Origin of the sequence: Pseudomonas sp. 30_B (assembly GCF_017491605.1) — a bacterium.
Lineage (GTDB): Bacteria > Pseudomonadota > Gammaproteobacteria > Pseudomonadales > Pseudomonadaceae > Pseudomonas.
Map to the genome: position 1 here is coordinate 293201 of NZ_JAFGYY010000001.1, position 12773 is coordinate 305973.

Genomic DNA, 12773 nt, shown 5'->3' on the forward strand with positions numbered 1-12773 from the left:
GTTGTACGCCGATCAACCCTGATTGTCAGTTGGCGCGTTGGTCGAGTTCGAAGCGCTCTGCAACGATGCTTACGCCACCGCTTGTAATCGGGCAATGGGCGGGTGCGCCTGCTGGCTGACCTGCCAGAGGTCATAAGCGGCTTGCATCGCCAGCCAGTGGCGAGCGACGCCTACGCCGGCCTGTTCCAGGCGCCAGGCCAGGTCGGCGCTGACAGGTGCGCGGCCATGGAGGACTTTGGACAGGTGCGGACGGCTTACGCCGAGGTGAGCCGCCAGTGCCGTCACGGACAGGCAAAGCTCCGGCAACACATCCTCAAGAAGGATTTCGCCGGGGTGGGGCGGATTGTGCATCGCCATGCTGTGATCCTCCGGTCAGTGATAGTCGAGATAGTCCAGCAGTTCCGCGTCGCTGTCGGCGAAGCGGAAGATCACACGCCAATTGCCCGAGACGCTGACGGCCCAGTAGCCGGCCAGCGAACCTTTCAGTCCATGCAGGCGGTAACCAGGCAGGTCCATGTCCCTGGGGCAGTTGGCGGCGTCCAGTGCGGCAAGGATGCGTTGCAGTCTGGGCACGTGATCGGCCCTTACTCCGCGAGGATCGCCATGCTGGTAAAGGGCGCGCAGTCCCTTGTGGCGGAAGCTCCTGATCATCGCTGGACTGTAATCTAACAAATTACACTCGCCCTAGCTGAGATGCTTGTGTGAAGTTGCCGCCTTGTAGGCTCCGAACTTACAACCGAGCGGCCAGCTCCGCCCCCTCGCGGATCGCTCGCTTGGCATCCAGCTCCCGCGCCACGCTGGCGCCGCCGATGACGTGGTAGCGCAGGTTCTCCGCCGCCAGCGTCGGTTGCAACTCCAGCAGCGGTTCCTGCCCGGCGCAGATGACCACGTTGTCCACCGCCAGGCATTGCTCCCGGCCGTCGATGCGTACGTGCAAGCCGTCATCGTCGATGCGCAGGTACTCCACGCCGCCCTGCATTCGCACGCCATGGTGTTTGAGATGTGCGCGATGCACCCAGCCGCTGGTCTTGCCCAGCCCGGTGCCGGGTTGGCCGGGTTTGCGCTGCAACAGCCAGATCTCCCGGCGTGGCACCGTTGCAATCGGCGGGATCAGCCCGCCCGGCGTGGCGTTGTCCAGGTCGATGCCCCACTGGCCCAGCCATTCGCCCAGCGGCTGCGGACCGTCGCGTTCGGCGAGGAGGATGCTGGCGACGTCGAAGCCGATGCCGCCCGCCCCGATCAGCGCGACTTTCTCGCCCACCGGCGCGCCACGCAGCACGTCGAGGTAGCCGAGCACCTTGCGGTGAGTGATCCCCGGAATCGATGGCGTGCGCGGTCGGATGCCGGTGGCGACTATCACTTCGTCGAACTCGCCGCACAGTTCGCCACGCGTGATGCGCCGGCCCAACTGCACCTCGACGCCCAGCTCGCGCAGGCGCACGGCGAAGTAGCGCAGCGTCTCGTGGAATTCCTCCTTGCCCGGCACCCGCTTGGCCAGGTTGAACTGTCCGCCGATCTCCCCGCTGGCCTCGAACAGCGTCACCCGGTGGCCACGTTCGGCGGCCACGCAGGCGGCGGACAACCCGGCCGGACCCGCGCCGATCACCGCGATGCGCTTGTGCACTTTCGCCTTGCGATAGCGAAGCTCGGTCTCGAAGGCCGCGCGTGGGTTCACCAGGCAGCTGGCGCGGCGGTTGGCGAAGGCGTGGTCGAGGCAGGCCTGGTTGCAGGCGATGCAGGTATTGATCGCCTCGGCGCACCCGGCGGCGGCCTTGGCCACGAACTGCGGGTCGGCCAGCAGCGGGCGGGCCAGGGAAACCAGGTCGGCGTGCCCCTCGGCGAGCAGGCGTTCGGCGACCTCCGGGGTGTTGATGCGGTTGCTGGCGATCACCGGTACCCGCAGCTCCCGGCGCAGGCGCGCGCTGACCTCGGCGAAGGCCGCGCGCGGCACCGAGGTGACGATGGTCGGCACCTTCGATTCGTGCCAGCCGATGCCGGTGTTGAGCAGGTCGATGCCGGCGCCTTCGAGGGCTCGCGCGACGGTAGGCACGTCGTCCCAGCTGTTGCCGCCTTCCACCAGGTCGAGCAGCGACAGCCGGTAGCTGATGATGAAGCGCTCGCCGACTGCGCGGCGGATGCGCCGGACAATCTCCAGCGGCAGGCGCATGCGGTTGCCCAGGTCGCCGCCCCAGCGATCCTCGCGCTGGTTGGTGCGCGGGCAGAGGAACTGGTTCAGCAGGTAGCCCTCGCTGCCCATGATCTCCACGCCGTCGTAGCCAGCGGCCTGGGCCAGCTTCGCGCAGCGGACGAAGGCGGCAATGGTGCGCAGGATGCCGCGCTCGGACAGCTCCCGCGGGCTGAACCAGCTGATCGGCGACTTGATCGGCGAGGCGGACACCACCAGCGGGTGATAGCCATAGCGCCCGGCGTGCAGGATCTGCAGCAGGATCTTGCCGCCCTCGCGCTGCACCGCCAGGGTCAGGCGCCGGTGCGCCGGCACCTGCAGGCCGCTGGTGAGGCTGCTGCCCAGCGGCAGCAGCCAGCCTTCGCGGTTGGGCGCAAAGCCCCCGGTGATGATCAGCCCCACGCCACCGCGCGCCCGCTCGCGGTAGTAGGCGGCGAGCTTGCCGAAGTCCCACAGGCGGTCCTCCAGCCCGGTGTGCATCGAACCCATCACCACGCGGTTGCGCAGCTGGGTGAAGCCCAGGTCGAGCGGGGCGAGCAGGTGAGGGTAGGGCGAGGCTGTGGACATGGGCGCAACCGTGGCATTGGAGGTCCCTTCACCCTATTGGCTTGCCGTGCGTCGGTGAACGGCCCGAATGCCGTGCCGTTCGGGCATTTCGGTCAAGCCAGCGGTTGACACCAGACGTATCGGTTGCAGAATTTTCCCATGGCAGGGCTTCGTGCCCCGATCGCAGGCTGAAGTGACCCATCCTCGGAGGACGTCATGAAAGCGATAAGAAGAAAACATGCGCGCCATTACCTGCTCGCGGTTCTCGTCGGGGTGGCCCTGCTGGGCCTGCATGAATCCCTCCAGACCGACCACCAGCAGTCCGCGTGCCGTCCCGACGGCAGCAGCCTCTCCTGCGCCTACCCCTGATTCCCCTTTGGGAGTATTGCACCGTCCGTTCCCGGTGACGGACTGACGCGCGTCAATGCGCCGCAAACCCCCAGCGTGCATGGTCTGCCCCGCTCAAGCTGGCGCATCGGCCCGGCTTGGCTATCTTTTAAGCAGCAAGGGTCCGGCCATGTCCCGGACGTACGCTGCCTGATCAGGAGACGCACGATGGATATGAACCGTCGGCAATTTTTCAAGGTCTGCGCCGTGGGCCTTGGAGGATCGAGCCTGGCGGCACTCGGGATGGCACCCCCGGATGCATTCGCCGACCAGATCCGCCACTTCAAGCTTGCGCGCACCGTCGAGACCCGCAACACCTGCCCGTACTGCTCGGTGGGCTGCGGCATCCTCATGTACAGCCAGGGGGATGCGGCGAAGAACGTTGCGCAGAACATCATCCACATCGAGGGTGACTCCGATCACCCGGTGAACCGCGGCACCCTCTGCCCGAAAGGCGCGGGCCTGCTGGACTTCGTCCACAGCCCCAACCGCCTGAAGTACCCGGAAATCCGCGAGGCGGGCTCCAGCGAGTGGAAGCGCATCGGCTGGGACGAGGCGCTGGACCGAATCGCCAAGCTGATGAAGGAAGACCGCGACGCCAACTTCATCGAGAAGAACGCCCAGGGCCAGACGGTGAACCGCTGGCTGACCACCGGCTTCCTGGCCGCGTCGGCGTCTTCCAACGAAGCGGGCTATATCACCCACAAGGTGGTGCGTTCCCTGGGACTACTGGCGTTCGACAACCAAGCGCGTGTCTGACACGGCCCGACGGTGGCAAGTCTTGCCCCGACGTTTGGCCGTGGAGCCATGACCAACCATTGGACCGACATCAAGAATGCCGATCTGATCCTGATCATGGGCGGCAACGCTGCTGAAGCGCACCCGTGCGGCTTCAAGTGGGTGACCGAAGCCAAGGCGCACAACAAGGCGCGCCTGCTGGTGGTCGACCCGCGATTCACCCGTTCCGCTTCGGTGGCCGACTATTACGCGCCCATCCGCACCGGCACGGACATCGCCTTCCTCGGCGGCCTGATCAACTACCTGCTGGAAAACGGCAAGTACCAGAAGGAATACGTGCACAACTACACCGACGTCTCCTTCATCGTGAAGGAAGGCTTCGGTTTCGAGGACGGCCTGTTCAACGGCTATGACGCCGAGAAGCGCACCTACCCGGACAAGTCCTCCTGGCAGTACGAACTGGGCGAGGACGGTTTCGCCAAGGTCGACCCGACTCTGGCGCACCCGCGCTGCGTGTTCAACCTGATGAAGCAGCATTACAGCCGCTATACGCCGGACGTGGTGAGCAACATCTGCGGCACGCCCAAGGACATGATGCTCAAGGTGTGGGAGGAGATTTCCACCACCGCCGCGCCGGACAAGGTGATGACCATCATGTACGCCCTGGGCTGGACCCAGCACTCGGTGGGCGCGCAGATGATCCGCACCGGCGCGATGGTCCAGTTGCTGCTGGGCAACATCGGCATGCCTGGCGGCGGCATGAATGCGCTGCGTGGTCACTCCAACATCCAGGGGCTGACCGACCTGGGGCTGCTGTCCAACTCGCTGCCCGGATACCTGACCCTGGGCATGGACGCGGAGCAGGACTACAGCGCCTACATCACCAAGCGCACCAGCAAACCGCTGCGTCCAGGGCAGTTGTCCTACTGGCAGAACTATCCCAAGTTCCACGTCAGCCTGATGAAGTCCTGGTTCGGCAAGTCCGCCACCAAGGACAACAACTGGTGCTACGACTGGCTGCCCAAGCTCGATATGCCAGGCGCCGGCTACGACGTGCTGCGCTACTTCGACATGATGTACCAGGGCAAGGTCAACGGTTACTTCTGCCAGGGCTTCAACCCCATCGCCTCCTTCCCCAACAAGGCCAAGGTCAGCGCCGCGCTGGCCAAGCTGAAGTGGATGGTGGTGATGGACCCGCTGGCCACCGAGACCTCGGAGTTCTGGCGCAACGCCGGCGAGTTCAACGAGGTGGACAGCAAGGCCATCCAGACCACCGTGTTCCGCCTGCCCACCAGCTGCTTCGCCGAGGAAGACGGCTCCATCGTCAACTCCGGGCGCTGGCTGCAATGGCACTGGAAGGGCGCCGAACCGCCGGGCGAAGCGCGCACCGACATCGCGATCATGGCTGGGCTGTATCACCGCCTGCGCAATGCCTACGCGAAAGACGGCGGCAAGTTCCCCGACCCGATCCTGGGCTTGGACTGGAACTACCTGAAACCCGACGAACCCGGCCCGGACGAGCTGGCCAAGGAGTACAACGGCAAGGCCCTGGCCGACCTGGTCGATCCCGCCAACGGCATGGTCCTGGCCAAAGCCGGCGAGCAGCTTCCGGGCTTTGCGCTGCTGCGCGATGACGGCAGCACCGCCAGTGGTTGCTGGATCTTCGCCGGCTCCTGGACGCAACTGGGCAACCAGATGGCCCGCCGCGACAACAGCGACCCCTACGCCATGGGCCAGACCCTGGGCTGGGCCTGGGCGTGGCCGGCCAACCGGCGCATCCTCTACAACCGCGCCTCGGCGGACGTCAGCGGCAAGCCGTGGGACCCGGTGAAGAAGCGCCTGGTGTGGTGGAACGGCAAGGCCTGGGGCGGCACCGACGTGCCCGACTTCAAGGTCGACGTGGCGCCGGAAGCGGGGATGAATCCGTTCATCATGAACCCCGAAGGCGTGGCGCGCTTCTTCGCCGTCGACAAGATGGCCGAGGGCCCGTTCCCCGAGCACTACGAGCCGTTCGAGACACCCATCGGGGTCAACCCGCTGCACAAGAATCCGCAGGCCATCAGCAGCCCGGCGGCGCGGGTGTTCAAGAACGACATGGAACTGTTCGGCAAGGCCGACGAGTTCCCCTACGCCGCGACCACCTACCGGCTCACCGAGCACTTCCACTTCTGGACCAAGCATTGCCGTCTGAATGCCATCGTCCAGCCGGAACAGTTCGTCGAGATCGGCGAGGCGCTGGCCAAGGAGCTCGGCATCAAGGCCGGCGACCGTGTGAAGGTCTCCTCCAACCGCGGCTTCATCAAGGCGGTGGCAGTGGTGACCAAGCGCATCCGGCCGCTGCAGGTCAACGGCAAGACCGTGCACCACGTGGGTATCCCCCTGCACTGGGGCTTCTCGGGTGTGGCGCGCAACGGCTACCTGACCAACACCCTGACCCCCTTCGTGGGCGACGGGAATACGCAGACGCCGGAGTTCAAGTCCTTCCTCGTCAACGTGGAAAAGGCGTGAGGTGAAACATGAGTAGCCAAGACATCTACGCCCGCTCCGCCACCACCACGCCGATGTCCTCGGTGCGGCGCGAGGAGGAAGTGGCCAAGCTGATCGACGTGTCCAAGTGCATCGGCTGCAAGGCCTGCCAGGTCGCCTGCTCGGAATGGAACGAGCTGCGCGATGAGGTGGGCCATAACCACGGCACCTATGACAACCCGATCGACCTGACGTCCGACTCCTGGACGGTCATGCGCTTCACCGAATACGAAGCGCCGGCCGGCAACCTGGAGTGGCTGATCCGCAAGGACGGCTGCATGCACTGCGCCGAGCCGGGCTGCCTGAAGGCCTGCCCGAGCCCGGGAGCGATCGTGAAGTACGCCAACGGCATCGTCGACTTCAACCAGGACCATTGCATCGGCTGCGGTTACTGCATCACCGGTTGCCCGTTCAACATCCCGCGCATCTCGCAGAAGGACCACAAGGCGTACAAGTGCACCCTGTGTTCCGACCGCGTGGCGGTGGGCATGGAACCGGCCTGCGTGAAGACCTGCCCGACCGGCGCCATCGTCTTCGGTACCAAGGAGGACATGAAGGAGCATGCCGCCGAGCGCATCGAGGACCTGAAGTCGCGCGGCTTCGAGCACGCCGGGCTGTATGACCCCGAAGGGGTGGGCGGCACCCACGTGATGTACGTGCTGCACCACGCCGACCAGCCCTCGCTCTACGCCGGCCTGCCCGACAAGCCGGCGATCAGCCCGATGGTCAGCCTCTGGAAAGGCATCACCAAACCTCTCGGCCTGCTGGCCATGGGCGCGGTGGTGCTGGCCGGGTTCTTCCACTACACCCGCACCGGTCCCAACCGGGTGGAGGAGGATGAGCCAGGTGGTTCCGACCCGGAGGCATCGGTGCACAAGGTAGACCCTTCGGTGCATGACTATGACCCGCGTAAGCGCCCGTGACCTGCCTGGCAGTCGCTTTTGCCCCCTCTCCCAGTGGGAGAGGGTAGGGGTGAGGGCTACGAGGATCGAGAGATGAAGAAAGATATCCAGCGCTACAACGCCAACGAACGGAGCAACCACTGGATGGTGGCCATCCTGTTCTTCCTTGCCGGTCTTTCGGGGCTGGCGCTGTTCCACCCGGCCATGTTCTGGCTGACCAACCTCTTCGGTGGCGGCCCGTGGACGCGCATCCTCCACCCCTTCCTCGGGGTGGCGATGTTCCTGTTCTTCCTCGGGCTGGTGGTGCGTTTCGCCCACCACAACCTGATGGAAAAACGCGACGTGCAATGGCTCAAGCAATGGCGCGACGTGGTTGCCAACCGAGAGGAAAACCTCCCGGAAGTCGGTCGCTACAACGCCGGGCAGAAGCTGCTGTTCTGGACCTTGCTGCTGTGCATGCTGGTGCTGTTGCTGACCGGCTTCGTCATGTGGCGGGCGTACTTCAGCCAGTGGTTCGGCATCGACATCATCCGCCTGGCGTCGCTGCTGCACGCCTTCGCCGCCTTCGTGCTCATCTGCAGCATCCTGGTGCACATCTACGCCGGCATCTGGGTGAAGGGCTCGATGGGCGCCATGCTCTATGGCTGGGTCAGCCGCGGCTGGGCGCGCAAGCACCATGCCGCCTGGTTGAAGGACGTGGAGAAGGGCAAGGGCCACTGACCTGCAATGCTGCTGAAATGAATGTCAGCTGACACTGGACTAACAGCTGGCTCGAACAGTCCCCTCTCCCTCCGGGAGAGGGCTAGGGTGAGGGGCTCTTTCGGCCCCGAACCTCCATCAACAAGGAGTCCTGCGTGTCAGGCCGAATTCTCGAACCCGGGCAGATCGAAGCTGCCGCCAACATCCCGCCGCTGTTCAATCTGCCGTCTTCCGATCTCTTTACCCGCCGTGCCGCGCGTTTGCGTGAACTGGCGGCGGGCAACCCGTTGCAGGGCTACCTGGAACTGATCGCTGGCGTCTGTGACGCCCAGCAGGCACTGCTCGACCGCAAGCTTCCGCTGCCGTCGCCGGACGCCGCCGCACTGGCCCGTAGTCTTGAACACCGCATGCCGCCGCTGGCCTACGAAGTGCTGGTGCGCGAAGGCGCCTGGCTGCCGCTTCTGGACGCCTTCCTCGACGCCTACGAACCCACGGCCAACCCAGCCATCGTCGAGGCGCTGAAGCCCCTGCGCAGCGCCGATGAAGGTCAGCGCAAGGCCTGGGCCCTGGGCCTGCTCAACGGCCAGTTCGACCTGCTGCCGCCGGCGCTGGTGCCCTTCCTCGGCGCCGTGCTGCAGGTCGCCTTCAGCCAGTGGCTGCTGCAACTGCCCGACGACACCCTGGCGGAAACCGACAGCCAGACCCTCTGCCCGGCCTGCGGCGCGCCGCCGGTGGCGGGGATGATCCGCAGCCAGGGCAAGCATGCCGGGCTGCGCTACCTGTCCTGCTCGCTGTGCTCCTGCGAATGGCACTACGTACGCGTCAAATGCAGCCACTGCGCCGAGAGCAAGGGCCTGGCCTACTACTCGCTGCAGCGCGAAGGCGTGGCCAGCGACCAGGCGCCGCTCAAGGCCGAGACCTGCCCCGGCTGCCAGTCCTACCTCAAGCAGTTCTACCTGCAGCACGACAAGCATGCCGAGGCCCAGGCCGACGACCTCGCCAGCCTTGCGCTGGACATCCGCCTCGCCGAGGACGGCTACCTGCGCACCGCACCGAACCTGCTGCTGGCGCCGGGCGGCTCTTCGTAGGATGTGGTGGAGCGCAGCGATACCCATCAAGCCCCGTGCCGCGACAGCATGGGTATCGCTGCGCTCCACCCATCCTACAAAGGCATAGCAAACGCGGAACGCGTTATCCGCCGCCGGCTTCACGTCGAGGCAGACGGCGGATAACCGCGAGCGGTTATTCGCCCTACACTGACTCCAGCCATCGTCCCCAGCACAAGGTTCGTCCATGACCTCGGTACGTTTGCCCTCCATCGACCGCCTGCTGCGCAGCCCGGCCTGCCAGCCGCTGCAGCAGCGCTACGGCCGCGAAGCCCTGCTCAAGACCCTGCGCGACCTGCTCGACGAACTGCGCGAGCCCGCGCGCCACGGCCAGCTGGCTGCCATCGAACTGGAAGACTCCGTGCTCGCCGGCCGTGCCGGCGAACGCCTCGCTGCCCACCACGCCAGCCACGTGCGCCGGGTGTTCAACCTCACCGGCACCGTGCTGCACACCAACCTCGGCCGCGCCTTGCTACCGGAAGAGGCCATCGACGCGATCACCCTGGCCGCGCGCTACCCGCTCAACCTCGAATTCGACCTCGCCACCGGCAAGCGTGGCGACCGCGACGACCTCATCACCGGGCTGATCCGCGAGCTGACCGGCGCCGAGGCCGTCACCGTGGTCAACAACAACGCCGCCGCCGTGCTGCTGGCGCTCAACAGCCTGGGCGTGCGCAAGGAAGGCATCATCTCCCGCGGCGAGCTGATCGAGATCGGCGGTGCCTTTCGCATCCCCGACATCATGTCCCGCGCCGGCGTGAAGCTGGTCGAGGTCGGCACCACCAACCGCACCCACGCCAAGGACTACGAAGCCGCGATCGGCCCGCGCGCCGGCCTGCTGATGCGCGTGCACACCAGCAACTACAGCGTGCAGGGCTTCACCGCCAGCGTCGCCACCCCGCAGCTGGCGCAGATCGCCCACGCCCATGGCCTGCCGCTGCTGGAGGATCTGGGCAGCGGCACCCTGGTCGACCTCACCCGCTGGGGCCTGCCCCAGGAACCCACCGTGCAGGAAGCCCTGCGCGACGGCGCCGACATCGTCACCTTCAGCGGCGACAAGCTGCTCGGCGGCCCGCAGGCGGGACTGATCCTCGGCAGCAAGGAACTGATCGGGCGGATCAAGAAAAACCCGCTCAAGCGCGCCCTGCGGGTGGACAAGCTGACCCTCGCCGCGCTGGAGGCCGTGCTCAACCTCTACCGCGACCCGGACCGCCTCGCCGAGCGCCTCACCAGCCTGCGCCTGCTCAGCCGCCCACAGGCGGACATTCGCGTCCAGGCTCAGCGCCTGGCTCCCGCCCTGGCTGCTCTGCTGGGTGAAAGCTGGAGCGTCAGCGCCGCAGATGCCCTGGGCATGATCGGCAGCGGCGCCCAGCCGGTCGCCCGGCTGCCCAGCGCCGCCCTGTGCCTGCGCCCGAACCAGCCCAAGCGCCAGCGCGGCCGCGCGCTGCTCGACCTGGAGGAGCGCCTGCGCTGCCTGCCCATCCCCGTGCTGGGCCGCATCGACGACGACGCGCTGTGGCTCGACCTGCGCCAGCTCGACGACGAGCCCGGCTTCGTCGCCCAACTGCCGCTGCTGGCCGAGTACAAGGCGTGATAGTCGGAACCGCCGGGCACATCGACCACGGCAAGACTTCGCTGCTGCGCGCCCTTACCGGCATCGAAGGTGATCGTCGCCCGGCTGAGCGCGAGCGCGGTATCACCATCGACCTCGGCTACGTCTATGCCGCCCTGGAAGCAGAGCGGGGCGACGGCACGCTCACCGGCTTTATCGACGTGCCGGGGCATGAGCGCTTCGTCCACAACATGCTGGCCGGCGCCAGCGGCATCGACCTAGTCTTGCTCGTGGTGGCCGCCGACGACGGCGTGATGCCGCAGACCCGCGAGCACCTCGCCATCGTCGAACTGCTCGGCATCCGCCGCGCCATCGTCGCGCTGACCAAGGCCGACCGCGTGCCCGCTGAGCGCGTGGCGCAGGCAGCTCGCGACGTGCAGGAGTTGCTTGCCGATGGTCCGCTGAGTGATGCGCCAATCTTCCCCGTCTCCAGCGCGACCGGAGAGGGCATCGACGCCCTGCGCGACGCCCTCACCGAAGCGGCGCGCGATACCCATGAGCGTGCCGCAGCCGGTGGTTTCCGCCTGGCGGTGGACCGCGCCTTCAGTGTCAGTGGCGCGGGTGTCGTCGTCACCGGAACCGCCTTCGCCGGCACCGTTCGCGTGGGCGACGAGCTGCTGCTGGGCAGCGCCAGTCGACGCGTTCGTGTCCGTGGTTTGCACGCACAGAACCGCGAGGCGCAGCAGGCCCACGCCGGTCAGCGCGTAGCTCTGAACATCGCCGGCGAGCGCCTGAGCCTCGACCAGATTCACCGAGGCGACTGGTTGATCGCTCCGGAGCTGCACGCACCCACCACGCGCATCGATATCGACCTGCACCTGCTGCCCAGCGAGACACGCGCCTTCACCCACTGGACGCCGGTACATGTCCACCTGGGCGCACAGGACGTCACCGGCCGCGTTGCGCTGCTCGAAGGCGAGCGCCTGCAACCCGGCGAGCATGCCTTCGCGCAGCTTGTCCTGAATGCTCCAAGCCATGCTGTCCACGGCGACCGCCTGGTGCTGCGCGACCAGTCCGCCCAGCGCACCCTTGGCGGCGGGCGGGTGCTCGATCCCTTCGCCCCGGCGCGCAACCGTCGCAGTCCGGAGCGTCTGGAGCAACTGCGCGCCTTGCAGGGCGAGAGCCTGGAAAGTGCCTTGCCAACCCTGCTGGTGCACGCCAGCAATGGACTCGATCCGACGTTGCTGGCGCGGCAGTTCAACCGCCCGCGCGAGAGCTGGAAGCTGCCTGCGGAACTGGTCGAGATCAGCACCCGTCTCGGCCCGCGCTTGTTCGCGGCCGAGCGCTGGAAGGTCCTGCAACAGCAGGTGATCGACGCCCTGCAACGCTTCCACGCCGAGGCCCCCGACGAACTAGGCCCCGACCGCGACCGCCTGCGCCGCTACGCCTTTTCGCAGCTCGAACGCCCGGTCTTCATCGCCCTGCTGGAAAGCCTCCTGGCCGACCAGCGCATCGACAGCAGCGGCCCCTGGCTGCACCTGCCCGATCACCGCGTGCAACTGGGCGAAGCCGACGAACGCCTGCACGAACGCGTCCGGCCGCTATTGCTGGCTGGCGCTTTCGACCCGCCCTGGGTGCGCGACCTGGCCCGCGAGCTGGCGGTGGAGGAGGGCGACGTACGTCTGCTGCTGCGCAAACTCGCCCGCCTGGGCCAGCTGCACCAGGTGGTGAAGGACCTGTTCTATCCGGAAGAAACCCTTCGCCAACTCGCCAGCCACGCCCTGCACCTGCGCGACGAAGCCGGCATCATCCGCGCTGCCGCCTTCCGCGACCGCATCGGCATTGGCCGCAAGCGCTGCATCCAGCTGCTGGAATACTTCGACCGCATCGGCTTCACCCGCCGCTTCGGCAACGAACGGCGGGTGCGGGAGGATTCGGCGCTAGCGAGCACTGCTCCGGAGGACGACTAGGGTAAGTTTCTGGAAACCAGGATCAACGCCAGCCGAGCTTCGATGGCGGCCGGAGAAGGGCGTTCGGATGAGGAAGTCGAAGCGGCTTTCGCGGCCCACAGGGTGAGGGGGATGGGCCACCAACCGAAATAGGTGCCTATTCATGCCATGCAGCCACTCTGC

General features: G+C 66.6%; 10 protein-coding genes. 7 read left to right on the plus strand and 3 right to left on the minus strand.

Translation table 11 applies throughout. From position 1 onward, the window contains the following. Positions 1-69: 69 nt before the first annotated feature. From J5M67_RS01270 to J5M67_RS01280, 3 genes are all read right to left on the minus strand, one after another. A complete protein-coding gene (locus J5M67_RS01270; protein WP_207882481.1) occupies positions 70-357 on the minus strand; it encodes a HigA family addiction module antitoxin in 288 nt (95 codons plus the stop codon). Between the two features lie 15 nt (positions 358-372). After that, positions 373-651 carry a type II toxin-antitoxin system RelE/ParE family toxin gene (locus J5M67_RS01275; RefSeq protein WP_207882482.1) on the minus strand — a complete coding sequence of 93 codons (279 nt, stop codon included), beginning with the start codon at positions 649-651 and terminating at the stop codon, positions 373-375. Positions 652-730: 79 nt separating this feature from the next. After that, positions 731-2752 (minus strand): NADPH-dependent 2,4-dienoyl-CoA reductase, encoded by a 2022-nt coding sequence (locus tag J5M67_RS01280; protein ID WP_207882486.1) that lies wholly within the window; start codon positions 2750-2752, stop codon positions 731-733. A 195-nt stretch (positions 2753-2947) separates the two neighbouring features. On the opposite strand from J5M67_RS01280, the gene J5M67_RS01285 reads away from it, so the two are divergent. From J5M67_RS01285 to selB, 7 genes are all read left to right on the plus strand, one after another. Then, positions 2948-3100: a hypothetical protein gene (locus tag J5M67_RS01285; RefSeq protein ID WP_207882487.1), complete on the plus strand. Its 153-nt coding sequence runs from the start codon at positions 2948-2950 to the stop codon at positions 3098-3100. Positions 3101-3286: 186 nt separating this feature from the next. After that, positions 3287-6364, plus strand: a complete 3078-nt coding sequence (gene fdnG / locus J5M67_RS01290; protein ID WP_207882489.1) for a formate dehydrogenase-N subunit alpha — start codon at positions 3287-3289, stop codon at positions 6362-6364. 8 nt (positions 6365-6372) lie between these two features. Then, the gene (gene fdxH / locus J5M67_RS01295; RefSeq protein ID WP_207882491.1) at positions 6373-7305 is read left to right on the plus strand and encodes a formate dehydrogenase subunit beta; all 933 of its coding nucleotides are present in this window, start codon (positions 6373-6375) and stop codon (positions 7303-7305) included. Positions 7306-7377: 72 nt separating this feature from the next. Continuing rightward, the gene (locus J5M67_RS01300; protein WP_207882493.1) at positions 7378-8004 is read left to right on the plus strand and encodes a formate dehydrogenase subunit gamma; all 627 of its coding nucleotides are present in this window, start codon (positions 7378-7380) and stop codon (positions 8002-8004) included. Between the two features lie 134 nt (positions 8005-8138). After that, complete coding sequence (gene fdhE, locus J5M67_RS01305) at positions 8139-9071, plus strand: formate dehydrogenase accessory protein FdhE (protein ID WP_207882496.1); 933 nt, start codon at positions 8139-8141, stop codon at positions 9069-9071. Positions 9072-9276: 205 nt separating this feature from the next. After that, positions 9277-10683: an L-seryl-tRNA(Sec) selenium transferase gene (gene selA / locus J5M67_RS01310; RefSeq protein WP_207882498.1), complete on the plus strand. Its 1407-nt coding sequence runs from the start codon at positions 9277-9279 to the stop codon at positions 10681-10683. Beyond that, a complete protein-coding gene (selB, locus tag J5M67_RS01315) occupies positions 10680-12611 on the plus strand; it encodes a selenocysteine-specific translation elongation factor (RefSeq protein ID WP_207882500.1) in 1932 nt (643 codons plus the stop codon). Before selA ends, selB begins: the two co-directional genes overlap by 4 nt. The last annotated feature ends 162 nt before the right edge of the window (positions 12612-12773 follow it).

What these genes read in the sequence shown, in the direction of transcription:
- J5M67_RS01270 (WP_207882481.1), bottom strand. Translation starts at nt 357, where the DNA reads ATGGCGATGCACAATCCGCCCCACCCCGGCGAAATCCTTCTTGAGGAT.
- J5M67_RS01275 (WP_207882482.1), bottom strand. Translation starts at nt 651, where the DNA reads ATGATCAGGAGCTTCCGCCACAAGGGACTGCGCGCCCTTTACCAGCAT.
- J5M67_RS01280 (WP_207882486.1), bottom strand. Translation starts at nt 2,752, where the DNA reads ATGTCCACAGCCTCGCCCTACCCTCACCTGCTCGCCCCGCTCGACCTG.
- J5M67_RS01285 (WP_207882487.1), top strand. Translation starts at nt 2,948, where the DNA reads ATGAAAGCGATAAGAAGAAAACATGCGCGCCATTACCTGCTCGCGGTT.
- fdxH (WP_207882491.1), top strand. Translation starts at nt 6,373, where the DNA reads ATGAGTAGCCAAGACATCTACGCCCGCTCCGCCACCACCACGCCGATG.
- J5M67_RS01300 (WP_207882493.1), top strand. Translation starts at nt 7,378, where the DNA reads ATGAAGAAAGATATCCAGCGCTACAACGCCAACGAACGGAGCAACCAC.
- selA (WP_207882498.1), top strand. Translation starts at nt 9,277, where the DNA reads ATGACCTCGGTACGTTTGCCCTCCATCGACCGCCTGCTGCGCAGCCCG.